Origin of the sequence: Streptomyces sp. NPDC127038, assembly GCF_042725875.1 — a bacterium.
Classification (GTDB): Bacteria; Actinomycetota; Actinomycetes; order Streptomycetales; family Streptomycetaceae; genus Streptomyces.
On sequence record NZ_JBHXDQ010000003.1, the window covers coordinates 190,642 to 215,199 of the forward strand.

The window sequence follows — 24,558 nt, forward strand, 5'->3', positions numbered from 1 at the left end:
TCGGCGACGGACCCGCCCCGCACCTCGCGTCAGGTGCGGGGCGGGTTCCGTCACGGGACGCCCACCTCGAACAGGACGTACCCGGCGTAGGAGCCGGAGGCCAGTGCCGCGACGGCCAGGACCGTGCACAGGACCGGGGTGCTGAGCCGGCGCATGGCGGTGGCGTAGGGGATCAGGAGCGGGAAGGCCGGGAGCAGGTAGCGCGGGACATTGCCGAAGATCTGCCGGCTGCCCAGCACGAGCGCGATGGTCAGCAGGGTGCTCGCGACCAGCACCGGCGGCGGGCGCAGCCGGAACAGCAGGGGCAGCGTGATCAGGGCCAGCAGGACGGTGCCGGCGGCGATGAGGTCTTCGTGGGGGAAGGCGAAGAGATAGTCGTAGTGGCCCACCATGAGCGAGGTGAACACGTCGACGGTGTGCCGGCCCCCGTCGAACGAGTGGGCCCACGCCTTGTCCTGGAGCGTGAAGTACCCGCCGTAGTCGCCCATGCGGTGGCCGACCCAGCCGAGGTAGCCGACCAGACCGACCGGGGCGATCAGCACGGCGGCGAGGGGACGCAGGAACGCGCCCCGGGCACCTGCCCGCTCCAGGGCCAGGGAGTCCTTCGGACCCGGGGGCAGGGAGCCATTCGAACCCGGGACCGAGGAGCGCTGCGGGTCCGGGGTCGGGGCGTCCCTCCGGCCGCGGGTCGCTCGCCACTGCCGGACCAGGTCCATGAGTGCCGCCAGCGCGAGCGCCGCGATCAGCGCGGTGGCCGTGGGCCTGGCCAGGCCCGCCGCGCAGGTCAGCAGACCCGCGGTGAGCCACTTCCGGCGCATGACGGCGTAGCAGGCCCAGGCGACGAGAGCGATGTAGAGGGACTCCGAGTAGCCCGACCACTCCACACCGGATCCCGGCCACACGGCCCACAGCCCGGCCGCGGCCAGCCCGGCGCGCCGGCCGCTGACCAGGGCGGTCACGGCGCAGACGCCCAGCGCGGCGACGAACGAGGCGGTCACGGAGACCGCAAGGCCCGCGCCCAGCGGACCGAGCCCGGTGCACGAGGAGACCAGCCGCATCAGGGCCGGGTACAGAGGGAAGAACGCGGCGGAGTTGCCCTCCAGGGTGATCAGACCGGTGGCGCCGCGCACCGGCACGAGGGCGGGGTGGTAGCCGTGCGCGGCGATCTGCTGGTACCACCAGCCGTCCCAGGTGGCCAGGACGTCCCAGACGTGGGCGCCGCCGCCGAACCGGGGGTTCTTCCGGCGGAAGTCGCCGGAGGAGTCCAGCAGGTACATGAAGACGCAGAAGCCGATCAGCTTCGTCGTGCCGTACAGGGCGAGGACCGGACCGTGCCGCCGCGTCGCTCCGCGCAGCCGCCACGCCGTCCCGCGCAGCCGCCGGCGCCAGGCGCGGCCACGGTCCTGGACCGTGCCCTCCGGCGCTGTCACGACGGGCCAACGGACGGCATTCTGTGCCCTGTTGCCGTCCGGCTGTGCCGAACCGGGCGCGAGACTGCGCTCGTTCATCGCGGTCCGCCTCCCGTCCCGCCGTCGCGGCCGCCGGCGGTGAACACCCAGGCGCGCAGGAGCAGGAAGCGCAGCAGGGTCGCCGCCAGATTGGCGGTGACGAGGACCGTGAGTTCGGCGGAGCGTCCGGGCGCACGGGTCCAGTGGTGCAGCGCGGCCAGTGAGCCGCTGGTGAGGGCGAGGCCGAGGCCGAACACGGCGAGCCCCTTGGCCTGGTGGCGCAGCGCTCCGCCCCGGCCGCGCAGTCCGAACGTGAGCCGCCGGTTGGCCGCGGTGTTGGCGAGGGCGCACACGAACAGTGCCCAGGCGTTGGCGGCCTGAGGCCCCGTCACCGGACGCAGTGCCGCGTACAGCAGCACGTAGCCGATCGTGCTGACCGCGCCCACCGCGGCGAATCGCAGCAGTTGGGCCGTGAGGGAGGCCGGTGGCGTGCTCCCGGTGGCGCGTCCGAGCCGCGCCGTGGGCAGCGTGCCGCGGGCCAGCGCGCGGCCGATCCTCGCGATGCCCCGCAGGTCGGCGACGGCGGTGGAGACCAGGTCGACCCGGCTGTCGGGGTCGTCCACCCAGTCGACCGGCACCTCGTGGATCCGCAGCCCGGCGCGCTCGGCGATCACGAGCAGTTCGGTGTCGAAGAACCAGCCCGAGTCCTCCACCAGGGGCAGCAGCCGCTCGGCGACATCGCGCCGGACCGCCTTGAAGCCGCACTGCGCGTCCGAGAACCCGACCGCGAGGGTGGACCTCAACAGGGCATTGTAGCAACGGGAGATGATCTCGCGGCGGGGGCCGCGGGTCACCCGGGAGCCGCGGGCCAGCCGGGTGCCGATGGCGATGTCGGAGTGTCCGGAGATGAGCGGGGCGACGAGCGGCAGGAGTGCGTTCAGTTCCGTGGACAGGTCGACGTCCAGATACGCGAGCACCGGCGCCCGTGACTCCGACCACGCGGTGCGCAGGGCCCGGCCGCGTCCCTTCTCCTCCAGCCGTATCCACGTCGCCTCGGGCAGGTCGGCGGCCAGCCGGGCGGCGATGCGCGGGGTGGCGTCGGTGCTCGCGTTGTCGGCGACGGTGATGCGGAACGGGTACGGGAAGGTCTCGCGCAGATGGGCGTGCAGCCGGCGCACGCTCGGCTCCAGATCGGTCTCCTCGTTGAACACGGGGACGACCACGTCCAGCACGGGTTCCGTGTGGCCGGCCGGCAGCGGGAGCCTGAGGGGCAGGCGGTCCACGGGCCCGCGGTCGGCGGTGCGTTCCTCCGGGCGGGGGTGCTCGCCGGGTGCGGGTCGCGGCGGCCCGCCGTGATGTTCCCCGACGTTCTCCGGGTCCGCGAAGCTCCCGGAGTCCGTGCGGGAGGACGGCAGTGTTTTCGTCATAGTCTGTCCTGTTCTGTTCTCCGTCGCGCGGCAGGCCGAAGGCGCTCACGGCCGGACCGTGCCGACGGAGTGGGGATGTGCGTGCTGTACGGGCGGGGGCGGCGGCCCCGGCGGCGAGGTCGCGCCGGGGCTCCGGACTACCCGGTGCCGGTCGCGACCGACGAGGACGGTTCGGGTCCCGACGGCGGCGGAGAGGAGGTCGGGGTGTTGCCGGGCGTCGCCGGTTCGGTGGCGGGCGCACTGGTCGTGGCCGTGCCCCGGCCCCCGGGCCCGGAGGAGACGGAACCCGGACTCCCGGCCGTGGTGGGCGTGTCGGGCGGCCCGGAGGTTCCGGTCGGGCTCTCGCTCGTGGAGGTGGCCGTCCCGGTGGGTTCGCCGTCCGAGGACGGGGTCGGTGACAGGGTGGCGTACGGGGAGGTGGGGGTGACCGTGGGCCGCGGGACGGGGCCCAGGGGGCGGTCGCGGTCCGGGGTGTGCGGCAGCAGGAACAGGCCGACGCTGATCCCGGCGGCGGCCAGGACGCAGGTTACGGCCTTCTGGGCCGCGCGGATCCTGCGACGGGTGCGGACACCGGCCCGGAGGCTGTTCTGCTGTGCGGGCTCGAAGGGGGTGTGTTCCTGGGCGTCGCGCATCATCCGCGCCAACTCCCGCTCGAAGTGGTCCATTCTTCCCTTCACCCCACCGGCTCGATGACATCCGCCAGGATCTGGCGCAGCCGCGCCACACCGCGTGACGCGTGGGAACGGGCGGTGCCCAGCGGGCAGCCCAGGACCTCCGCGACCTGCCGTTCGGGCAGGTCCTGGTAGTAGCGCAGCACCACGGCCGCCCGTTGCCTGGGCGGCAGTTGGGCGAGGGCCGCCTCCAGGCGCGAACGTTCCACGACGGCCGCCGACTCGTCGCCGGTGTGCGCGAGGTCCGGCAGCGCCTCGACGGGGCGTTCGCCCCACCAGCGCCGCCGGGCGGAGCGCGCGGCCGCACGGGCGAGGATCTTCCGTACGTACGCCTCGGGGGCCTCGTCGGCCACCTTCGGCCAGACGAACCAGAGTTTGACCAGGGCCTCCTGGAGCAGGTCCTCGGCGCGGTGCCGGTCGCCCGCGCAGAGCAGACGGGCGAGGTGGAACAACGCCGACCAACGGGCCGCGACGAACGCGTCGTAGCCGCCGGTCCCCTCGGCTCTTGTCTGTCCCATCCGCACCGTCCCCGCACTTGCCGGCTCGTACACCTGGAGAAAGACGTCGGGAGGTGCCTCGCTATGCACTTGTGTCACGTGATCTGGGTCACGGGCCCGGGGTGGGTGTCCGGGGCCGTGCTCTCAGCGGCCGGTGGTTCCCCGCCGTACCCGGGCCGTGCTCTCAGCGGCCGGCGGTCCTCCGCCGTACCCGGGCCGCGCCCCTGCGCCGTTCCGCCCGGAGCTCCCGGAGGTAGGCGCCCGCGTCCACCTGGATGGTGTGGCGGGTCGAGGCGACGTAGCGGCGCGCCAGGCCGGCGCGGTACGCGCTCGTCTCCCGGCGCATCCGCTCCGGCCCGGGCAGTGCGCACCGGCCCTCCAGGAGGTCGGCCACCCAGTGCGCCTGCGCCTCCGCGAGCGGCATGATCGCGCCGAGGGGCTGGACCAGTCCGATGAAGTAGAGGCCGGGACGGTCCGGGGCGACCACCCGGTGGTAGAGCTCGATGTCGTTGCCGGACGGATCGATCACCTCGGCCCCGAGGAACGGGAAGGCGATGTCGTAGCCCGTGCAGTAGACGACGGCGTCGAACTCCTCCGCGCTCCCGTCCTCGAACGTCACCCGGTCGCCCTCCAGCCGTACGGGCGCGGGCTTCACCGTCAGGTCGCCGTGGCCCAGGCGGGAGAGGAGGTCGTCGGAGATGGTGGGATGGGCCCCCAGCACGCGGTGCCGGGGCGTCGGCAGCCCGTAGTCGCTCAGTCTGCCCCGGCTGAGCCGCAGCAGGAGCCGAAGTCCCCGTTCCTGCACGGCCAGCGGGGCCCTGGCGAGCCAGGAGCCGGTGAGATGGTCGGTGGGCACGCCGAAGAGGTACTTGGGCAGGATGTGCGCGCCGCGCCGCATGGCGAGGACCGTGCGCCGGGACACCCGCGAGGTCTCCACCGCGATGTCACAGGCCGAGTTGCCGATGCCGAGGACCAGAACACGCCTGTCGGCGAAGGGTTCCGGCGTCCGGTAGTCGTGGGAGTGCGTCTGGACGCCGGTGAACGTGTCCGCGCCCGGAAGGGACGGCTCGGGCCAACGCGGCTTCCAGTGATGCCCGTTGGCGACCAGGACGGCACCGTAGAGGCGCTCCGTGGTCGCGCCGGAGTCCAGGTCGCGGCTCGTGACGCTCCACCGTCCTCCGGGGGCGGGTTCGACGCGGACCACCTCGGTGCGGAAGGCGATCGACGGCCGCAGCCCGAAGTGGTCCACGAAGCTGTCGAAGTACCGGGCGATGTGGAAGTGGCTGGGGTAGACCGGACAGTCCCGCGGCATGGGGAAGCTCGCGTACTCCATGATCTGCCGCGAGGTGTTGATGTGCAGCGAACGGTAGGCGGACGACATGCCGTTGTCGTTCAGATAGCGCCAGTTGCCGCCGACCCCGGAACCGGTCTCGTAGCAGTCGTACGCGATCCCGCGCGCCGCCAGCACCTGGCAGGCGGCGATCCCGGACGAGCCAGCCCCGATGACGCACACCTTCTCCACGCCCGCCCCTTCCGTGGTGCCACCTGAGCATCCGCCTGTGACCACTCGCCTGTGACCACCCGGTCACATGACCGGGTGGTCACAGGCTGCTGTGCGTCGACCGCGGTGTCAATGACCCTGACATGAAGGGGAGTTAAGACGACGATCGACTCAACCGCCGTACCTGCGAAGGCATTTGCCGTCGGCGCCGATTCCCGCCGACTCGTTGACAGCGCGTGTCCGCCGCGCCGACGATGACCGGGCGGTCACATGACCGCCCGGTCACACGCGGGAGCGCTCATGCCCACTGCCACCTGGACCCGTCTGTCCCCGGTGCGGCGCGAACGGGTCCTGGTCGCCGCCATGGACGAGTTCGGCACCCACGGCTACTCCACCGGAAGTCTCAACGTCATCGCCCGCGAGGCCGGCGTCGCCAAGGGCTCGCTGTTCCAGTACTTCGAGGGCAAACTCGACCTGTTCGCCTACGTTGCCGAGCAGACCTCCCTGCGCGTCTACGCCGCCATGCGCCCATGGCTCGACGGCTACGACGGCTCCACGGAGTTCTCCCGCCATCTGACCGACGCCCTGGAGGCGTGGCTCGACTACTTCGCCGGACATCCGCTCGAACGCGGGGTCACCGCGGCCACCAACATGGAACTCGACCCGGCCGTACGCAACGCCGTACGCGCCCCGGTGCAGGACATCTACCTCGCCGGCCTGCGCCCCCTGGTCGAGCGCGCCGTCGGCACCGGAGACCTGCGCGAGGGCGCCGACGTCGACGCCCTGCTGTCCCTGTTGCTCGTCCTGCTGCCGCACCTCGCCCTCGCGGCCCACACACCCGGCCTCGAAGGCCCCGTGCGCCTCGCCGGCGAGCCCCCCGAAGTCCGCCGCGCGAACATCGCGCGCCTGATCGGCCCGGTCCTCGCCGACTTCGTACCGAAGGGGCCCTGATGGACACACCCGACTACGACGTCCTCGTCATCGGCTCCGGATTCGGCGGCAGCGTCACCGCCCTGCGCCTCACCGAGAAGGGGTACCGCGTCGGCGTCCTGGAGGCCGGCCGCCGCTTCGCCGACGCCGACCTCCCCCGCACCTCCTGGCAGGTGCGTGACTACCTCTTCGCCCCGCGCCTCGGCTGTACGGGCGTCCTGCGCATGACCCTGCTCGGGCACGTCCTCGTCCTCACCGGCGCGGGCGTCGGCGGCGGATCGCTCGGCTACGCCAACACCCTCTACGAGCCGCCCGCGACCTTCTACCGGGGCTCGTCCTGGGCCGGCATCACCGACTGGCGCGTCGAACTCGCGCCCTACTACGCCCGGGCCCGCCGCATGCTCGGCGTCACCCCCAACCCCCTGTTCACCGACGCCGACCGGCTCCTGAGGGACACCGCGAGCGACCTCGGCCGCGCGGACACCTTCACGGCCGTGCCCGTCGGCGTGCACTTCGGGCCGCCCGGCACGGAACCCGGCGCCCGGGTCGCGGACCCCTACTTCGGCGGCGTTGGACCCGACCGCAACGCCTGTCTGCACTGCGGCGCCTGCATGACCGGCTGCCGGCACAACGCCAAGAACACCCTGCCCAAGAACTACCTGGGCCTGGCAGAACGCGCGGGCGCCGAGGTGATGGCCCTGCGCACCGTCACCGACGTCACCCCGGACCCGGTGGGCTGGGCCGTCACCTCGGTCCGCACCGGCGCCGGACCGGCGCGCCGTGCACGGACCCTGACCGCCCGGCACGTCGTCTTCGCGGCAGGTGCCCTGGGCACCCAGAAGCTGCTGCACCGGCTGCGGGAACGCGGGTCCCTGCCACGGGTGTCGCCCCGCCTCGGCCGGCTGACCCGCACCAACTCCGAGGCGATCCTCGGCGTCCGGTCGAGGGACAAGGCCGCCGACTTCAGCCGTGGCGTCGCCATCACCTCCTCCGTGCACCTCGACGAGAACACCCATGTCGAGGCCGTCCGGTACGGCCGCGGCAGCAATCTGCTCGCCCTGCTCGGCGCGATGCTCGTCGACCCCGTGCCGGGCCGCTCCCGGCTGCTGACCGGACTCGCCGCGATGGCCCGCAACCTGCGCGGACTGCCCGGCCTGCACAACCCGCGCCGCTGGTCCCAGCAGACCGTCGTCCTGCTCGTCATGCAGTCCCTCGACAACTCCGTGACGACCTACCTCCGCCGCACTCTCACCGGGCGCCGCAGGCTGACCAGCCGCCCGGGCGAGGGCACCCCCAACCCGACGTGGATACCCGCGGGGCACCGGGCCGCCCGCAGAGCGGCCGAACGCAGCGGAGGCCAGGCCTGCGGCACCTGGGCCGATCTGTTCGACGTCCCCACCACCGGCCATCTCATCGGCGGCTGCGCCGTCGGCGAGAGCCCGCAGACCGGTGTCGTCGACCCCTACCACCGGCTCCACGGACATCCGGGCCTGCACGTCATCGACGGCTCCACGATCTCGGCGAACCTCGGTGTGAACCCCTCGCTCACCATCACCGCCCTGGCCGAACGGGCCGTCGCGCTGTGGCCCAACCACGGCGAGGAGGACCCCCGGCCCGCACCCGGTCTGCCCTACCGCCGGGTGCCGCCGGTACCGCCGCGGCACCCGGCCGTGCCCCCCGGCGCACCGGCGGCCCTGCCGCCGCATCCCCCCACAGAGAAGGACACCCCGTGACGAGCTACCCCGAGGAACCCTGGCGGCTGGCAGGCCAGATGTACGTGTCGCTGTGGCTGGTGCCGGTCCGCGAACTGCCCCCGGTCGCGGCCGGCACCCGGCCGGTGACCGTCGCCGGACGCGGCGCGGTCGGCGCGGCCTGGGTCGTCTACGAGAACGACAGCGTCCTGCACTACAACGAACTGCTCCGGGCCGTCCTCGTACGGGACGGCCGCCGCCCGCGTGTCTGCGTCACCGACATCTGGGTGGACAGCGCCGCATCGATGGCGGGCGGCCGGGAACTGTGGGGCATCCCGAAGGAGATGGCCGACATCGACATCGACCGGACCGCAGGCGTACGGGCCGGGGCCGCGACGGAGAAGGACGTGCTGGCCACCGCTGCCTTCGAACCCGGCCGCCGCATCCCGGGCCGCTGGCCCCTGGCCTACCGCGTCGTCCAGAACCTCGACGGAGGCCTGAAGACCAGCTCCGTACGCTCACGCTCCGCCCTGCGCCTGGCGCGGGCCCAGTGGATCGCCCAGGAGAGCAGCCCGCTGGGGGAGTTGAGCCGCCGCAGACCGCTGCTCAGCCTGGCCCTGAACGACTTCGCCATCCGGTTCGGGGACGCCGTCCCCGAACCGGCCACGCGGCCGGCACACGGCGTCACGCCCCGGTCGCGGTGAGCGGACCCTGCGGCGAACGCGCCGACGATGGATGAGAGTTGGACAAGTGGAGGGCGATCAAACCCTGTTCCGGCGGCCTACCGGCCGGTATACAGACCAGGTTGGGTCTGCCGGGCAGGAGCCGTCCGGTCCGTCGCGGCGCCGCGATCCCGCGCGCCGCGGAACACCGGTACCCGTTCAGCAGGCTGTCATGGGTTTACGGGAGGGGCACGATGAACGATCACACGCGTCCGGAGATCGCCGTTCCGAAGCGGCGCGGCGCCACGGCGCTGGGGGCCGCGCTGAGCTGTTGCGCGCTCGTCGCCGGCGTCGCGGCGGCGACCCCCGCCCAGGCGGGCGAGGGCCGTCCGGCGCACGGCGTGGACTATGTCGCCCTCGGCGACTCCTACACCGCCGGGCCTCTGATCCCGCAGCAGGTCGACGCCAACTGCGCGCGCAGCGACCACAATTACCCCTCGATCACCGCGGCCGCCCGCAAGGTCGCCTCGTTCACGGACGTCAGCTGTTCCGGCGCCAAGACCGACGAGATGTGGAAGGCGCAGGGAACCAACGGACCGCAGCTGGACGCGGTGAAGCGCGACACCGACCTGGTCACGCTCCAGATCGGCGGCAACGACGTGGGCTTCGGCCCGATCATCTCCACCTGCGCCGCGCTCAGCTCGAAGGACCTCACGGGCAACCCCTGCCAGCAGTACTACGGCGCCGCGGGCTACGACCAGCTCACCGTGAACATCCTCCAGACCGCTCCCAAGGTCGCCCGGGTGCTGCGCGAGGTGCACGCCAGGGCACCGCACGCGCGCGTGGTGGTCGTCGGCTACCCCGACCTCCTGCCCGACGACGGCAGCGGCTGCTACCCGACGGTGCCGTTCGCGGCGAAGGACTTCCCCTATCTGCGGGACGTCGGCAAGCGGCTCAACCTGATGCTCCGCACGGTGGCGTTCCTCAACCGGGCCGAGTACGTGGACACGTACACGCCGACCGTCGGACACGACATGTGCAAGGCTCCCGCCGACCGCTGGATCGAGCCGCTGCGCCCGACCTCGCCCGCCGCTCCGGCCCACCCCAACGCCAAGGGCCAGGAGGCCATGGCGGGTGCCGTACTGGCCGAGCTGGGCCGGGGAGCGGGTCACCACCGCCGCTGACCGGCCGGGTCAGGGTGCCGGCACCTCGTCCACGAACGCGGTGCCGGCGCCGCGGTAGGCGGCCACCTTCGAGGAGACCTGGGCCGGGGTGAGCACCTGGTCCTTGACGTGCAGGACGTAGTCGACCTGTTCGTCGTAGGCGCGCGCCCCGGTCGAGGTCTGTCCGGCGAGGTCGATCAGCCACTGGTTGAAGTTGATCGACATCGGCCGTTCGGGCAGGTACTGGGCGTCATGGGTGCCGAACAGCTGACCGTCGATGTAGTACTTGATGCTGGTGCCGTCGATCGTGAGCATCAGGTCGTGCCAGCCGGCGTAGCTCTGGCGGGACTCGGTGTGCTGGTTGACGGCCTGCCAGGGATCGGGGTTGTACGTCTCCCAGGACGTCGTGTAGAGGATGTCGCCGGTCTCGCCCCAGCCGCCGTTGGGCAGGTACTCGAAGTCGTACTCGGCGTAGTCGTCGGCCATCGGCGCGGTGAGGTCGTTGATGGTGAAGAACGTCTGCACCAGGTGGTCGCCGTCGGGCCCCGATTCCGGGGCGTCGGCGAACTTCACCCGCGCCGCGTAGGTGCCGTTCTTGAACTTCATGCTCTTCGAGACGACTTCGGTCTGCCGGGTCGACTCGGCGGTGCCCGCGGTCGAGGTCTCCAGGTTCATGACCTTGTTGCCCGACACGGTGGGGAAGGTGACCTTGGACGGGTCCCAGGTCGCGCCGGGGACCCCCGGGCCGCCGGAGTCGGAGCGGACGTTCCAGCCGTGCGCGGAGATCGCGGGGTCGCTGGACGAGGTGTAGCTGAAGTCGTCGAACAGGGCCTGGCCACCGCCGGGCGGGTCGGTGGGATCGGTGGGATCGGTCGGGTCCGTGGGGTCGTTGCCCTCGGGCGCGGTGCCCCACACGGTGGTTCCGGCGAGCTGGGCGGTGACCTTGTTCCAGTCCGCGTACGAGGTCTGCGTCCCGCTGAAGGAGTAGTCGTCCGCCTGGTTCAGCGGCTGCCAGCTCGACTGGTAGAACCGCAGTTGCATGTCACCGGTGTCGGCGCCCGGTGCGAGGGTGCCGGCGCCCGAGGTGAAACCGATCTCCAGGTACGTGTCCGCGGTCCCGGTCGGGTGGGCGAGTGCGCCGAACGTGCCCGTGACGTTCGCGCACCCCTTGACGGCCCAGGAGCAGGCGAAGCGGTACGTGGCGCTCGCCGAGTCCGCCTTGAAGTAGTAGCGGATCTTCACCTGGCTCAACTGGACCGTCGAGGCACCGGTGTTGCGCACCTTGAACCAGGGTTCGCTCTGGTCGGCGGTGACCCCGGGCGCGCTGGTGCGGTACTGGACGGCGAGGCCGCCGGCCGCCGCGGCGGGGGCGGACATCGGCACGGCCACCAGGGCGGTGCCTCCCAGCAGGGCCGACAGGGCGAGGGCCACGCGGCGGCGGCCGGAGAGGGGGCGGTTGCTCATGTGGGTTCCTTCCGATGGGCTCCCGCGGACCGCGGGAGGTGGGGGTGCTCAGGAACACGAGGAGACGTACCGTGCTTGACCAGTTGGGCCGATCGGCCTTACCAGTTGGCGTTGCCTGAAAGTGGCATAGACCAATCCGCACGTCAACCCCCTTGTGCGCAAGGGCAGTTGACATTCATCCGCGATATGTGTCACCCGTCCGCCGAAGGGAACCGGAAGCGATCCCCATGACCTGCGGACCAGTTAAGGTCGGAGGGCATACCAGTTGGCCGGCACCGACGACGAGCGAGGTCTCGTATGGAGATCGATCCCGCCGCCTCCCGCGCGGTACTGAAGCGTGAAAGGGTCCGCGACACGATCCTGGAACTCATCGAGGAACGCCGTCCCGGCGACGCCATACCCTCCGAACGCACGCTCTGCGCGCAACTCGGGGTGTCCCGGCCCACCTTGAGGGCGGCCGTCGACCAACTGGTCCTCGCCGGGCTCCTGGTGCGCGAACACGGCCGGGGCATGTTCGTCGCGGCCGAGAAGATCACCCAGGAACTCGTCCCGGACCGGCGGAACTTCAGCCTGCCCCGGGCCGCGGGCACCTGGACCAGCCGGCTCCTGGAGTTCAGCACGGTGCCCGCGGGCGCCCGGGTGGGACGCAGACTGCGCCTCTCTCCCGCGGCGGACATCCGGTACGTGGCCCGGCTCCGCCTCGTCGACGGCGCGCCCATGGCCATCGAGTACCTCCACGTCCCCGCCCGTCTGGTGCCCGACCTGACCGGTGACGAACTGGAGAACGGCGACCTGTACGAGCACCTGGGTGAACGGCACGGGATCCAGGTCGCCGAGGCGGTCCAGTCCATCGAGCCCACGGTCCTCACCCGCGACGAGGCGGGCCTGCTCGACGTGCCGGAGCTGTCGCCGGCCCTGCTGTTCGAGCGCCTCACCTCGGACGCCTCGGGCCGGCCGGTGGAGTACGTCCACTCGGTCTACCGCGGGGACCGCTACCGCATCGTCTCCCGGCTGGCCCTCGGCCCCCGCTCCGGACGGCCGTCACCCGGCGAGGGGCACCACCCGGGAATCCCCCCGGGCGACTTCCCGGCCGCCGAACCCGTCACCTTCTCCACGCGGGGCGTGGTGGCCGACCGCCCGTTCGGAGCGGTCCACGCCGACCCCGGCGCCGGCTGACGGTCCGCCGCGCCGGGCCGTGGCACCTGGGCTAGGGTGATCTGGACAATGTGCTCATTCCGGTCGTTCGTGCTGCCGGTCGTCCCGCCCCTCCGACGCCATCGCCGATCCGCGATGTGGCGCGAAAGCCCGTGTGGCAGGCAGGACTTGAGGGTCGTCGCGGGGAGTCGCCGGCGTGCGCGTTGCGGACCAGACGCGAAAGGACCCGTACATGCCCTTCGTCACCGCCAAGGACGGCACGCAGATCTTCTACAAGGACTGGGGATCGGGCCCGCCGGTCGTGTTCTCCCACGGCTGGCCACTGACCGCGGACGCCTGGGACGCCCAGATGAAGGTGATGGCGGACAACGGCTTCCGTGCCGTCGCCCACGACCGGCGCGGCGGCGGACGCTCCGGTCAGCCCTGGCACGGCAACGACCTGGACACGTACGCCGACGACCTGGCCGCCGTCATCGAGGCGCTCGACCTGCGGGACGTCATCCTGGTCGGTCATTCCACCGGCGGCGGCGAGGTCACCCGCTACATCGGCCGGCACGGCTCCGGCCGGGTCGCCAAGGCGGTCCTCGTCGGCGCGATCCCCCCGCTCATGCTCAAGACCGAGGCCAATCCGGAGGGTCTGCCGATCGACGCCTTCGACGAGATCCGCAAGGGCGTGGAGACCGACCGGTCGCAGTTCTACCAGGACCTCAGCGCCCCGTTCTACGGCGCCAACCTGGAGGGATCGACCGTCAGCCAGGGGACACGGGACGAGTTCTGGCTCTGGGGCATGACCGTGGGCCTCAAGGGCGCCTACGACTGCGTCAAGGCGTTCTCCGAGACCGACCTGACCGAGGACCTCAAGAAGATCGACGTCCCGACCCTCATCGTGCACGGCGACGCCGACCAGATCGTTCCCATCGTGGCCTCGGGCGACAAGTCCTCGAAGCTGGTCAAGGACGCGGTCTACAAGGTGTATCCGGGCGCCCCGCACGGCCTCGCCATGGTGCCGGAGTTCGCCGGGAGGTTCAACGCCGACCTGCTGGAGTTCGCGCGCGGCTGACGCCGGCGGCTCCCGGGAAAAGCCTCCCGGGAAGGGCCCTCCGGGGGCGGCCTCCGGAGGTGAGGCGGAACGGGCCCGCCGGGTCCCGCCGGACCTCGTCTCAGGACGGTGGCCCGGGGGCCCCGGCGGGCCCGTCGCCGTCCGCACCCTCCCGCTCCTCCTCCGCGTCGGCCCCGTCCGCCCCGTCCGCTCCTTCGGGCGCCTCCGGCAGGGCCTGCTCGGTCCAGATGGCCTTGCCGTCGGGCGTGTAGCGGCTGCCCCAGCGCTCGCACAGCGCGTTGATGAGCTGAAGCCCGCGGCCCCCCTCGTCGGTGTCCGTCGCACGCCGGATGCGGGGCATGGTCAGACTCGCGTCCGACACCTCGCACACGAGGGTCCCGCTGCGCAGGAGCCGCAGCCCGATGGGGCCGTTGGCGTGCCGGATGACGTTCCCGACGAGCTCGCTGGCCAGCAGTTCCGTCGTCATGACCAGGTCGTCCAGATGCCATCGGGCGAGCTGCTCCCGTACGTGGCGACGGGCCTCGCCCGCGGCCTCGGGGCCCTCGGGCAGGGCCCACGAGGCCACCTGCCGGTCGGCGACGTGGTGCAGCCGCGCGATCAGCAGGGCCGCGTCGTCGGCGGTGGGCCCGCCCGGCAGCAGCCCCGCGGTCACGGAGTCGCACAGCGCCTCCAGGTCGGCACCGTCCGCCCGGCCGGCCAGCAGTCCGGCGAGCTGGTCCATGCCCTGGTCGATGTCCCGCTGCGGCGACTCCACGAGCCCGTCGGTGTAGAGCACCAGAAGGCACTCCGCGGGCAGCTCCAGCTCCGTCGTCTCGAACGGGGGGAACGCGGCCCCCAGCGGAGCGTTGACGGCGATCTCCGGGAAGTGGGTGCTGCCGTCCGGCCGGACGACGAGCGGCGGGGGATGGCCCGCCCGCACCACGGTGCACGATCCGTCCGTGGAGTCGTACAGCGCGAACAGGCAGGTCGCGTACGAGTGATCGCCGAGGCCGCCCACGATGTCGTTGAGGTGGCCCATGATCTCGTCGGGAGGCAGTTCCAGGGCGGCCAGCGTGTGCAGCGCGGTGCGCAGGCGTCCCATGGTCGCCGCCTCGGACAGGCCGTGGCCCATCACGTCACCGGCGACCAGGGCCACCTGGCCGGCGGACAGCGGGATCAGGTCGTACCAGTCCCCGCCCACGTCGGAGGTCCCTCCGGCCGGCAGGTAGCGCGCCGCCGCGGTCGCCTCGGGAACGGTGGGGAGCCCCCTGGGCAGCAGCGCCTGCTGGAGTTCCTCGGAGCGGGTGAGCTCGGCCTCGTACAGCCGCGCCCGTTCCAGCGCGTGCGCCACCAGGGCGCTGATGGTGATGAGGAGCGTGCGTTCCTCGGAGGTCAGCCGGTGCTCGGTGTCGAAGGCGATGACACACACGCCGAAGGTGTGTCCCGAGGCGGTCAGCGGCAGGAAGGCCCAGGCCCGCTGGCCGCTCGGAGGCCGGTTGCCGGCGGCGGGAAAATCGGCGGTCCACTCCTCGCGCGACGAGTAGAAGCGAGGCGCGCCGGTGCGGACGGCGTCCCCCGCGGGACCCGCGTCCGCCGGTTCCATGCCGTGCGCCGCGCGCATCGGCTCCGGAAAGGAGCACGGTCCGCCGACGGACCCGATCCGCACCAGCTTCTCGTCCTCCAGGACCATGACGAGCAGGGCCTGGGCGCCGAACGGGGGCAGCACGCGCTGGGCGACGGCCGTCACCACGTCCTCGGAGGTGGTCGCCGAGGCCAGCTGCGTGGTCAGCTCGGCCGTCCGGCTCGCCCGCTCGGCCGCGGCCTCGACGGCTGCCGCCTGTTCGGCCTCACGGCGGCGGCGGTCGGTGACATCGGTGAAGTAGACAGTCAGCCCGCCGGGTACGGGGACGATCCGCAGGTCGTAGCGGCGCCCCGTGTCGGCCAGCGTGATGTCGAACCCGGCGGCCGACGCCTGCCCGGCACCGGTCCGGCACCGCTCCTCGAGGCCGGGTACGTGGCGCAGGGCGGGCAGGTCCCACAGGCTCCGGCCGAAGAGCTGCTCGTCGGCCGAGCCGAGGATGCGCTCCGCCTCCAGATTGGCGAAGGTGATCCGCCAGTCCTCGTCCACGGACAGGAAGGCGTCGCTCATGTGCCGCAGGGCACGGCTGAGGGCGTCGCGGGTGGAGCGCGCCGCGTCGCTCGCCCAGCCCTTGCCGATGATGCGTGCGACCTGGCCGTCCTCGTCGAGCACGACATGACCGGACGCGCGGGTCCAGGTGTACCCGCCGTCGCTGCGCCGGACCCGGTACTCGGCCTCGAAGGGCGCATGGGTGCGGATGGTGCGTTCCGCGGCGGCCAGGGTGCTCGCGAGGTCGTCGGGGTGCACGACCTTCATCCAGGTCTCGACACCGGGCACGAACTGTCCTGGCTCGGTCTGGTACACCTTCATGGCCGCCTCGTCCCACAGCAGCTCGCCCGTGCGCACGTCCCACTCCCAGGTGCCCACCGGAGTGGTGTCGAGGTCGGTGCGCATGCGGGTGGGCGTCGGCATCCGCTTCAGCCGGTTCGAGGTCCATTCGGCCACCGCGGTGACGAAGGCCCGCTGTTCGGGTCCGGGTTCCTCGTTGTCACCGGTGAGACAGGTGATCGCGCCGATGGCGCGGCCCTCGTGGGCGAGCGGTACGGCGAACCAGCCGGAGCGCGACAGCAGGGGCGCCGTGGGTTCGGCCAGGTCGGCGGGGAGCGCGGCCACCCAGACGGGCCTGCCCGAGCGTACGGCCCGTGCGGTCGCCGTGGGTCCGTCCTGGTCGACGATCTCCCACGCGCGGGTGACCGACGACGGCAGTCCGGTGGAGGACACCAGACGCAGGGCCGACATCGGGCCCCGCAGGTAGACGGCCCCGCCGACGCAGCCCAGCTCCGCGATGGAGTGCTGAAGGGCGAGCCGGAAGACCTCGCTTTCCGTGATGCCGTCGTCAGCGGTGTCGAGTAGGTCCAGCCGCCTGATCACAGACCCAATATAGGGCGCAATGTCTTAAATGACATTAAAGCGATGGTGTGCGTACGGGGGTGCTCCGGGCCCTTGTCCCGGGTTGCGGGGTGCGGTGCGCGACACCACGCTGGCCACGACGCCCGCGTGATCGACGGCCCGGGACCGGTCGCCCGTGTCCCCCGGGTCGCGCGGCGGTCAGCGTCCGGGTGCGCCGGCCGGGAGGGCCCGACGACGGGAGGACGGTGGCACACAGGTGAACGCCGGATCACGTCGTCCCGGCCGACGGCCTGGCGAGCCCGGGACGGGTCCGCCCGGTGAGCCCGGCCCGGGGAACGGCGTGCGCCGGACGCCTCCCGTCGGGCGGAACCGTTCCTCGCGCGGCGCCCGGGCGGTCGTACGGGCGCGCGCCGACGCCCGTCGCGGCGCCCGGGAGCGCCAGCGGTTCCCGGTGCACCACGGTCTCGGGGTGGCCGCCGCGTACGCGTGGCGGCTGCTCGTCGTCGGAGTCGTCGCCTACGTGGTCTTCGCGCTCCTCGGAAAGCTCCAGCTCGTCGCCGTGGCCCTGTTCCTCGCGCTCGTCATCACGGCGGTCCTGCGTCCGCTCGCCGATCTGCTGGCCCGCCGCATGCCGAGGACCCCGGCGGTGATCATCAGCATCCTCGGCAGCATCCTGGTGGTGCTCGGCGTGATGGCGCTGGTCGGGCGCGTCGTCGCCGGCGAGTCCGGGAGCCTGGGCCACGAGTTCGCCGGGGGACTGGGGCGGATCGAGCGCTGGCTGGAGGGCTCGCCCTTCCATCTGAGCCACGCGGTGCTGTCGGGTCTCCAGGGCAAGGTGGTCACCTTCGTCTCGGAGCACCGCTCGGTACTGATCAGCAGCGCCCTCAGCGGCGCCGGCCGCGCGGTCGAGTTCGTCACCGGGCTGGTGCTCGCGCTGTTCTGCTCCCTGTTCTTCATCCGCTCGGGGGACAGGTTCTGGCGCTGGTTCCAGGAGCTGATGCCGGAGAGCGCGCGGGACCCGTGGGACCGCGGCGGGCGGGCGGCCTGGCGGACCTTCGCCGGGTACACGCGCGGCATCATCATCGTGGCGGGCACCAACGCCGTACTCGTCGGCATCGCCCTCTACGTCCTCGGCGTCCCGCTCGCGCTGCCCCTCACGCTGCTGGAGTTCTTCGCCGCGTTCATCCCCCTGGTGGGCTCGCCGGTCGCGCTCGGCGTGGCCACCGTCGTCGCGCTGGCCACCCGGGGGCCGGTCGTCGCGATCATCGTGCTGGCCCTGATCGTCGTCATCGGCCAGCTGGAGGGGCACGTCCTGCATCCGCTGGTCCTGAGCTGGGCCGTCCGGCTGCATCCCGTGGTCGTGGCCATCTCCGTCATCGCCGGGAGCATCCTGGCCGGTGTGACCGGCGCCGTCGTGGCGGTACCGATGGTGTCGGTCGCCTGGTCGGTGATCAGCGAGCTGCGAGCGGACCCCGAGCCGGAACCCTCGGGGCGCTCGCCGTCGGCCCGCGAACCGTGACGGCGCCGCGGTCACGTCGTGCCCGTGGTGCCCTCAGGACGCCTCGACGGCCGCCTTGATCCGCTGGCCGAAGGCGTTCGCGTCCTTACGGGCCGCACTCAGCGCGAATCCCACCAGCAGCTTGCCGATGCCGTGGCCCTCCAGGACGTTGAAGATCCTCACGCGGGTCGTTCCGGGGCCGGTGGACTCCAGGTCGTAGCCGCCCTCCTTCGCCATCACGACGTTCTTCGAGACCTCGGCCCAGCGGATCCGCCGGGACGGCTCGAACTCGGTGATCCGGAACTTCCGGCCCGTCTTCATGCCGGCGTCCTTGACCGTGCTGGTGAACACCGTTCCCACGGCCGTCGGGCCCTCCGGGGTCTTGGCGATGGCCTGCACCCTGGGGCTGAACTTGGGATCGTTCGTCCCGGCGGCGAGGAAGGCGAAGACCTCCTCGACCGGGCGGTTGATCTCGGTTGTCGCCTCGAACTGACCGGACACGTTTCCTCCTGTGCTGCGATCACTGACCGCCCGCTGAGGGCACACGGGACCGGCCCGCGCCCGTTCAGCCTAGGGGTCTGTGGCCGGGCGGGCGCGTCGCGCGGGAATCTTCAATGGTCGGATCCGTCGACCGGCCGCGCGGGCTCCTTCAGTGGTCGAATCCTTCGGCCAGGCGCACGGTGTAGCCGTCCTCCTCCATCAGGACGACGGTGACACCGAAGGGGTTGGGATGGTCCAGCTCCATCGGGGTGAAGGCGTAGTCGACGGCGGCCTTGACCGGCGGCGGGAGTTCGCCGTCCGGACGCGGCGCGAGGGGCTGCTTCCACACGAGGGCGGCGGGGGAGCCGACCGGGTCCTCGGAGCCCTCGGACGGGGCCTCATCGTCGTACGGGAACTGGTGCAGCACATGGCCGTCCGGGGTGGCGCGGACCATGTTCAGGCAGGGGGAGGGGCCGGTGGCGGGCAGCTCGCAGGCGGTGGCGACCTCCCGCGTCTCCCAGGCCAGGACGACCTCGTCCGCGCCGGCCGCCGCGGCGATGTTCGACAGCGCGGCGATGCCGGTGAGCGCGTCGGCCCCGGGCTTCGTCGGACGGACCCAGACCAGACCGACCAGCTCACCGCGCACGAGCGGCATGATGACCGGCCGCGGCACCGCGCCCTCGCCCACTCCCTTGACGTAGGCGCTCTTCATCGAGCCGACCAGCGTGTCCCACGTGTTCGTGTCCACGGAAGCCCCTTTGCCGCTGTTGTCTTCGATCACCGCCGACCCTGTCACGCGGAGCCTCCCCGTGTCAGCGGGATGCCCGGCACACGCCCCCTTCGGGGCCCGGCCCGGGCGGGCACGCGGGTGTCGCCCGGGCCCGACGGGACCGATGGCCCTAGGCTCGACGGGATGGGGCGTGTGGAGATCCTTCAGCTGCTGGTCTCGCCCGTGCACCGCTTCGAGGGCCGCCCGGGCGACGGGGCGCCCCCGCTGCCCGACGCGGACATGGTGACCACCGCCCGGGTGCGCGCCGGACTCGGGATCGTCGGGGACCGCTACTTCAACCATCCGGCCCATCGCAACGCGTCGGTCACCGTCATGGCCGCCGAGCGCTTCCCGTTCGGACCGGAAACGCTCCCGGACCTCCGCCCGACCCGGCGCAACGTGCTGCTGCGGGGCGTGGACATCGACTCCTTCGTCGGCGCGACCGTCTCCCTGGACAGCGGCACCGGCCCCGTGGTGCTCGCCGTACGCAGCGCGGCCAGGCCCTGCGCGTGGATGGACACCACGCTCGGCCCCGGCGCGCGACGGGCGCTGCGCGACGGCGGGGGAGTCCGCTGCCGCCCGCTGACCGACGGCACGCTCACGGTCGGACCCGCGCGGTTCGAGGTCGTGGAACCCGCGCCGCCCGGGAACCGGCTCACCGGGCGCTGACCCGCCGGGAGCTGACCCAGGGTGTTCCGTCCGGGTGGTGTCCGAAGGGCGTCCAGGTGGCGTCCGGGTGGTCGTGCGCGGCGGCTGCGACCCGCCGTGTTCAACCAGTTGGTTGACTACGGCGCGAACCGGTCGTACGGTTATTCAACCGACTGGTTGAATACGTGAGGTGAGAGGTGTCCGACGACCGGCTGTCCCGGGTGTTCTCGGCCCTGGCCGACCCGACGCGGCGCGACATCGTGGCCCGGCTGGCCTCGGGGGACGCCACCGTCGGCGAACTGGCGGAGCCCTACGAGGTGACCGTGCAGGCGGTGTCCAAGCACATCAGGGTGCTGGAGGACGCCGGTCTGGTCAGCCGCAGCAGGGACGCCCAGCGCCGGCCCTGCCATCTGGAGGGTGAGGTGTTCGACCTGATGACGCGATGGATCGAGCGCTACCGCCGCGAGGCGGAGGACCGCTTCCGCAGGCTCGACGCCGTCCTCGGGCAGCTCGGGGACGAGCAGGGGGACGGCACCTCGGAGAAGGAGGCGGCATCGTGAGCACCACGGACACGGGCGGCCGGCGCGAGACACGGATCGAGGCCGACCCGGCACTGCCCACCATCCTCATCAGCCGGGAGTTCGACGCCCCCGTGGCCCATGTGTTCCGGGCCTACACCGATCCGGACCTGGTCGTGCGATGGCTCGGCCCGCGCCGGCTGAAGATGCGGATCGACGTGTACGAGGCCCGCACCGGTGGCTCGTACCGCTATACGCACAGCGAGGACGACGGGACGGAGTACGGCTTCCGCGGGGTGTTCCACGAGGTGCGGCGCGACGAGCGCATCGTGCAGACCTTCGCGTACGACGGCTTCCCGGACGGCGTCAGTCTGGAGACCACCCTGTTCGAGGACCTGGGCGGCCGGACCCGGGTCACCACCACGTCCCTCATGGCGTCCATCGAGGCACGCGACTCGATGATCAGAAGCGGTATGCAGCGCGGGGTGCGCGAGGGCCATGAGCGCCTCGACGAACTGCTCGGCGAAGGCCCGAGCGGAAATCCCGGATCACGTTCACGGACCGAGACGGAAGGCCTGACATCATGACGAACGCAGCCGACGAGCACCGGACCGTCGCCGGGCTCTTCACTGAACGGGTGCGCGGAGTCCGCCCCGAGGCCTGGGACCACCCCGCGCCGGTCGAAGGCTGGGTCGCCCGCGACGTGGTGCGGCACCTGGTCGAGTGGTTCCCCGGCTTCCTGAAGGCGGGCGCCGGGGTCGACCTGCCGCAGGGGCCCTCGGTGGACGAGGACCCGGTGAAGGCCTGGACGGTGCACAGCGACGGTGTCCAGAGCCTCCTCGACGATCCGGGCACGTCGCACAGGACCCTGTCCAACCCGCACATCGGCGAGGTCCCGCTGGACCAGGCGGTCGACCGCTTCTACACCGCCGACGTCTTCATGCACACCTGGGACCTCGCACGGGCCAGCGGCCAGGACGAGCGCCTCGACCCCGACCGATGCGGGCGGATGCTGGAAGGCATGCTGCCGCTGGACGAGGTGCTGCGCGCGAGCGGGCAGTACGGCCCGCGCGTCGAGGTCCCGGACACCGCGGACGTACAGACCCGCCTGCTCGCCTTCATCGGCCGCCACCCGTGAGGCGGCGTTTCGGACACGGACGGGGTCCCGTCCTGACCGGCTGACACTCCGACGGACGGCCCGGGACTCACCGGCTATGGGCTGCCGGGCTCACCGGCCGTCGGGTCACAGGTCGCCGGGCTCACCGGTGACCGGCCGCCAGGTCACTGGTCGTAGGGCTCGCCGGGCACTGGCCCCTGGCCGCTGGGCCGTGGGCCGCCGGGGCACGGCTCACCGGCCACCGGTCGCACGCTCACCGGTGACCGGCCGCTGGCACGGGCTGCCGGGCTCACTGGTCGCTGGGTCGGGGGCCACTGGCCGCCGGGTCGCGGGCCGCTCGGCTCACCGGCCAACGGCCGCCGGGCTCACCGACCGTCGGGCTCGCTGCCGGGCCACCGGCCCTACCGGGCGGGCGCCGGACCCGCCGGTGGCCGCACCCGGATCCCTTCTCCACCATCACCCTCCGGGGCTCCCCCCGGGGCGCCTCACCCGTCCGCGGGGGCCGGGGCCTCCCGGACGCCGGTGGTCGCGGGGCGTGATCCGTCGCTCCGGACCGCGGGCGGCGGCCCGTCCTGGCCGCTGCCTCCGATCCCCGTCAGCTCCGCCGCCAGGGTCTGCAGCCAGGTGTCGATGTCGACCAGCGCGGGCAGCACGCGGGCGGGGGCGGAGGAGACGACCTCGTGCGGAAGCGGCATCGGGGCCGCCCGGACGCCCCCTGGCGGAAAGGCCGCGGCCTGGTCCATCGCCGTCGCCAGCCGCCCCGCGGACTCCCGCGCCCAGCTGACCGCGTCGGGCGGCGCGGGACCGTACGCCTGCCGGGGCAGCCAGTGGGACCCGATCACCGCGTGCGAGGCGCAGTTGAGCGCCAGGTGCCAGTCGGGCCCACTGTCGACGGGATCCCTGCCGCCCTCCGTCCGGTACTGCGCGTACGCGCCCTCGGCGATCCGGAGCCGGTGCCGGGTGAGCCGGAGCGCCTCCTCCGCCGCGCCCTGCCCGGAGGCGGGACCGCCGGGTGTCCCGAAGGCGCCGGACGTCCCGGACGCGCACACGACGGCGGACGCGGTGACCCGCACCAGCGGCGCCGCCGAACGCAGCACCTCCGCCACCCCGCGCCGGACCTCGGCGTGGGCCCCGGCGGGCCAGGCGAGCACCCCGCACACCAGCCCGATCGTGCAGCCCGCCAGGACGTCGAGCAGCCGGGTCTCCGCCAGCCGCCAGTCCGCGGGGGCGAGCTGGCTGAACGCGGCGGCGACGACCAGGGTGAACAGCCCCTGCGCCCAGGCAGGCCCCGCGATCGGCCCCACGGAGAACGCCACGAACATCGCCGGTATCAGCACGACGGCGTACACCTCGACCGTGCCGCCGGCCCCCAGGATCAGCACTCCGGCCGCCAGCGCCCCGAGCAGCGTGCCGACCGCCGCCGAGCGCACCGTGGACCAGGTCGCTCCCGCCGTCGTACGCCCCAGTGTCAGCACCGCAAGCAGGACCCAGAAGCCGTGTTCGAGTTCGAGGGCTCCGGCCACGAGACGGGCCGCGCCGAGCCCGAGCGCCGTGCGTACGGCGTTCTGGAACAGGACCGAGCGCAGGGTGAGATTGCCGGTCAGGCGCAGCGCCAGCAGTCGCGGCGCGGAGGGCCCCGCGTACCAGAACTGCTCCGGCGGCAGCCCCGCCGCGTCCCGGCGACCGCCGATCGCCACGGCCACCGCGGCCTGCGCGGTCAGGGCCGAGGCCGCCGTGACGAGCAGGTCGGACCGGCACTCCAGCAGCCGCTGCGAGGCCTTGGCGTCCGTGTCGAGACCGGCGTCGGACGGCTGCCCGCGCACGGCCACGAACTCGGCGACCATCTCCTCCAGCGCCTCGGGTCCCGGGACGGCGCGCGCGCCCCGCAGCGCTGCCGCCGTCGCGGTGCAACCGGCGGCGACACCGCGCAGCAGCGCCTCCGAGGGCGGATCGGCGGCCGTCGCGGAGTCCGGCCGCTCGGTCATCCGGGCCAGCTGGTCCAGCACCCGCCGGGTCGCGGCCCCCGCCTGCGCCAGCCCGCGGTCGGTGCGGCCCGCCCCGGTCGGACGCGAGGCCGGTGGCGCCTGTGACAGCCGCAGCGCCAGCCCTTCCGCGCGCAGCCGCCCGGCCCGCTCGGGATCGTGCCGGTGGCCCTGGGCGAACGCGAGCGCCGAGGCCGCCGCGAGATCCAGGGCGGAAGCGATCCGCGCGCGGTAGGGCGGGACGGACGGGGCGGGCAGGAGCAGCAGCTCGCACAGGACAAGGAGGGCGACACCTGTCAGCAGGCCGCCGAGCCGCTGCGGAAGGGTGTCCGGCGCGTACGGCGGGAAGCAGGCGAGGACGTAGAAGAGCAGCAGTCCCGGTACCGCGCCGGCCGCCGCCGGTCCGTAGGCCGAGGCGAAGGAGATGGCGAAGCCGATCACCAGCATCCCCGCGACGGCGGAGGCGGTGGTCACGGCGAGGGCGGTGCCGAGGGCCGTGAGCGCGACGGCCACCGGCAGGGCGAACAGGATCGTGCGCGCCCGATCCCGGCCGCCGCCCGGGATCGGGGAGAGGAGGCCGAGCGCGATCGGCGCGAACAGGGCGTAGACGGCGACGACCGGCTGGTCCAGGCCGTAGAGGGCCCCGTAGAAGCCGGCTGCGGACGCCACCGTGACGCGTGCGGACTGCCGTACGGCCCGTACGCGACCGGGGGAGGGGGGCCGCTTCGGCATGGACGTTCCTTCCCCGGCGCCTCCCCGGGGCCGTCCCCGCCGTACGCCCATTGTCGGACGGGACGGCATCGGGGGCACGGGCAGCGCCTCGACCCGACCTCGCCCGGCCCGCGCCCCGGGCCCCTGCCACGCTCGGCCGGCGGCCCGACGTTGAGCGACGGGATGCGGTCCCCGTCC

21 protein-coding genes are annotated in these 24,558 nt (G+C 72.9%); 11 read left to right on the top strand and 10 right to left on the bottom strand.

Annotation, left to right across the window (positions count from 1 at the left end):
* Window positions 1-50 precede the first annotated feature (50 nt).
* The 5 genes from ACFWI4_RS03625 to ACFWI4_RS03645 all read right to left on the bottom strand — a co-directional run bounded on the left by ACFWI4_RS03625 (window position 51) and on the right by ACFWI4_RS03645 (window position 5,565).
* Window positions 51-1,508, bottom strand: a complete 1,458-nt coding sequence (locus tag ACFWI4_RS03625) for a hypothetical protein (protein ID WP_387190516.1) — start codon at window positions 1,506-1,508, stop codon at window positions 51-53.
* Window positions 1,505-2,731, bottom strand: coding sequence for a glycosyltransferase (locus ACFWI4_RS03630; RefSeq protein ID WP_387190742.1), 1,227 nt, complete (start codon window positions 2,729-2,731; stop codon window positions 1,505-1,507). The genes ACFWI4_RS03625 and ACFWI4_RS03630 overlap by 4 nt, the downstream gene beginning before the upstream one ends.
* A 281-nt stretch (window positions 2,732-3,012) precedes the next feature.
* Window positions 3,013-3,540: a hypothetical protein gene (locus ACFWI4_RS03635; protein ID WP_387190519.1), complete on the bottom strand. Its 528-nt coding sequence runs from the start codon at window positions 3,538-3,540 to the stop codon at window positions 3,013-3,015.
* Window positions 3,541-3,548: 8 nt separating this feature from the next.
* Window positions 3,549-4,064, bottom strand: coding sequence for a SigE family RNA polymerase sigma factor (locus tag ACFWI4_RS03640; protein WP_385393065.1), 516 nt, complete (start codon window positions 4,062-4,064; stop codon window positions 3,549-3,551).
* A 163-nt stretch (window positions 4,065-4,227) separates the two neighbouring features.
* On the bottom strand, window positions 4,228-5,565 hold the full coding sequence (locus tag ACFWI4_RS03645) for a flavin-containing monooxygenase (RefSeq protein WP_387190523.1): 1,338 nt from the start codon (window positions 5,563-5,565) through the stop codon (window positions 4,228-4,230).
* A 279-nt stretch (window positions 5,566-5,844) separates the two neighbouring features.
* Here ACFWI4_RS03645 and ACFWI4_RS03650 point away from each other — a divergent pair, with 279 nt between their 5' ends.
* From ACFWI4_RS03650 to ACFWI4_RS03665, 4 genes are all read left to right on the top strand, one after another.
* Entirely contained in the window at window positions 5,845-6,495 is a 651-nt protein-coding gene (locus ACFWI4_RS03650) for a TetR/AcrR family transcriptional regulator (RefSeq protein WP_385393070.1), read from the top strand.
* Window positions 6,495-8,207 carry a GMC oxidoreductase gene (locus ACFWI4_RS03655; protein WP_387190527.1) on the top strand — a complete coding sequence of 571 codons (1,713 nt, stop codon included), beginning with the start codon at window positions 6,495-6,497 and terminating at the stop codon, window positions 8,205-8,207. The genes ACFWI4_RS03650 and ACFWI4_RS03655 overlap by 1 nt, the downstream gene beginning before the upstream one ends.
* Entirely contained in the window at window positions 8,204-8,869 is a 666-nt protein-coding gene (locus tag ACFWI4_RS03660; protein WP_387190530.1) for an acetoacetate decarboxylase family protein, read from the top strand. Before ACFWI4_RS03655 ends, ACFWI4_RS03660 begins: the two co-directional genes overlap by 4 nt.
* A gap of 212 nt (window positions 8,870-9,081) precedes the next feature.
* Window positions 9,082-10,011: an SGNH/GDSL hydrolase family protein gene (locus tag ACFWI4_RS03665; protein ID WP_387190533.1), complete on the top strand. Its 930-nt coding sequence runs from the start codon at window positions 9,082-9,084 to the stop codon at window positions 10,009-10,011.
* Window positions 10,012-10,020: 9 nt separating this feature from the next.
* Here ACFWI4_RS03665 and ACFWI4_RS03670 read toward each other — a convergent pair whose 3' ends face one another.
* The gene (locus tag ACFWI4_RS03670) at window positions 10,021-11,454 is read right to left on the bottom strand and encodes a cellulose binding domain-containing protein (protein WP_387190536.1); all 1,434 of its coding nucleotides are present in this window, start codon (window positions 11,452-11,454) and stop codon (window positions 10,021-10,023) included.
* Window positions 11,455-11,751: 297 nt separating this feature from the next.
* Between ACFWI4_RS03670 and ACFWI4_RS03675 the strand changes: the two genes are divergently transcribed.
* Together ACFWI4_RS03675 and ACFWI4_RS03680 are read left to right on the top strand one after the other, a co-directional pair.
* Window positions 11,752-12,630, top strand: coding sequence for a GntR family transcriptional regulator (locus tag ACFWI4_RS03675; RefSeq protein WP_387190539.1), 879 nt, complete (start codon window positions 11,752-11,754; stop codon window positions 12,628-12,630).
* 211 nt (window positions 12,631-12,841) lie between these two features.
* Window positions 12,842-13,669 (top strand): alpha/beta fold hydrolase, encoded by an 828-nt coding sequence (locus ACFWI4_RS03680; protein ID WP_387190543.1) that lies wholly within the window; start codon window positions 12,842-12,844, stop codon window positions 13,667-13,669.
* A gap of 100 nt (window positions 13,670-13,769) precedes the next feature.
* Here the strand turns inward: ACFWI4_RS03680 and ACFWI4_RS03685 are convergent, their stop codons facing one another.
* Window positions 13,770-16,658: a SpoIIE family protein phosphatase gene (locus ACFWI4_RS03685; RefSeq protein ID WP_387190546.1), complete on the bottom strand. Its 2,889-nt coding sequence runs from the start codon at window positions 16,656-16,658 to the stop codon at window positions 13,770-13,772.
* 319 nt (window positions 16,659-16,977) lie between these two features.
* Between ACFWI4_RS03685 and ACFWI4_RS03690 the strand changes: the two genes are divergently transcribed.
* On the top strand, window positions 16,978-18,156 hold the full coding sequence (locus ACFWI4_RS03690; RefSeq protein ID WP_387190549.1) for an AI-2E family transporter: 1,179 nt from the start codon (window positions 16,978-16,980) through the stop codon (window positions 18,154-18,156).
* Window positions 18,157-18,189: 33 nt separating this feature from the next.
* Here ACFWI4_RS03690 and ACFWI4_RS03695 read toward each other — a convergent pair whose 3' ends face one another.
* The gene (locus tag ACFWI4_RS03695; RefSeq protein ID WP_385393094.1) at window positions 18,190-18,636 is read right to left on the bottom strand and encodes an SRPBCC family protein; all 447 of its coding nucleotides are present in this window, start codon (window positions 18,634-18,636) and stop codon (window positions 18,190-18,192) included.
* Window positions 18,637-18,784: 148 nt separating this feature from the next.
* Window positions 18,785-19,363, bottom strand: coding sequence for a hypothetical protein (locus tag ACFWI4_RS03700; RefSeq protein WP_387190552.1), 579 nt, complete (start codon window positions 19,361-19,363; stop codon window positions 18,785-18,787).
* Between the two features lie 165 nt (window positions 19,364-19,528).
* Between ACFWI4_RS03700 and ACFWI4_RS03705 the strand changes: the two genes are divergently transcribed.
* From ACFWI4_RS03705 to ACFWI4_RS03720, 4 genes are all read left to right on the top strand, one after another.
* On the top strand, window positions 19,529-20,053 hold the full coding sequence (locus tag ACFWI4_RS03705; RefSeq protein WP_387190555.1) for a molybdenum cofactor biosysynthesis protein: 525 nt from the start codon (window positions 19,529-19,531) through the stop codon (window positions 20,051-20,053).
* Window positions 20,054-20,229: 176 nt separating this feature from the next.
* Window positions 20,230-20,592 carry an ArsR/SmtB family transcription factor gene (locus ACFWI4_RS03710; protein WP_385393100.1) on the top strand — a complete coding sequence of 121 codons (363 nt, stop codon included), beginning with the start codon at window positions 20,230-20,232 and terminating at the stop codon, window positions 20,590-20,592.
* The gene (locus ACFWI4_RS03715) at window positions 20,589-21,137 is read left to right on the top strand and encodes an SRPBCC family protein (RefSeq protein WP_387190558.1); all 549 of its coding nucleotides are present in this window, start codon (window positions 20,589-20,591) and stop codon (window positions 21,135-21,137) included. The genes ACFWI4_RS03710 and ACFWI4_RS03715 overlap by 4 nt, the downstream gene beginning before the upstream one ends.
* Window positions 21,134-21,688, top strand: a complete 555-nt coding sequence (locus ACFWI4_RS03720; protein WP_387190561.1) for a TIGR03086 family metal-binding protein — start codon at window positions 21,134-21,136, stop codon at window positions 21,686-21,688. The genes ACFWI4_RS03715 and ACFWI4_RS03720 overlap by 4 nt, the downstream gene beginning before the upstream one ends.
* 464 nt (window positions 21,689-22,152) lie before the next feature.
* On the opposite strand, the gene ACFWI4_RS03725 is transcribed toward ACFWI4_RS03720, so the two are convergent.
* A complete protein-coding gene (locus tag ACFWI4_RS03725) occupies window positions 22,153-24,381 on the bottom strand; it encodes an FUSC family protein (protein ID WP_387190564.1) in 2,229 nt (742 codons plus the stop codon).
* Between the last annotated feature and the right edge of the window lie 177 nt (window positions 24,382-24,558).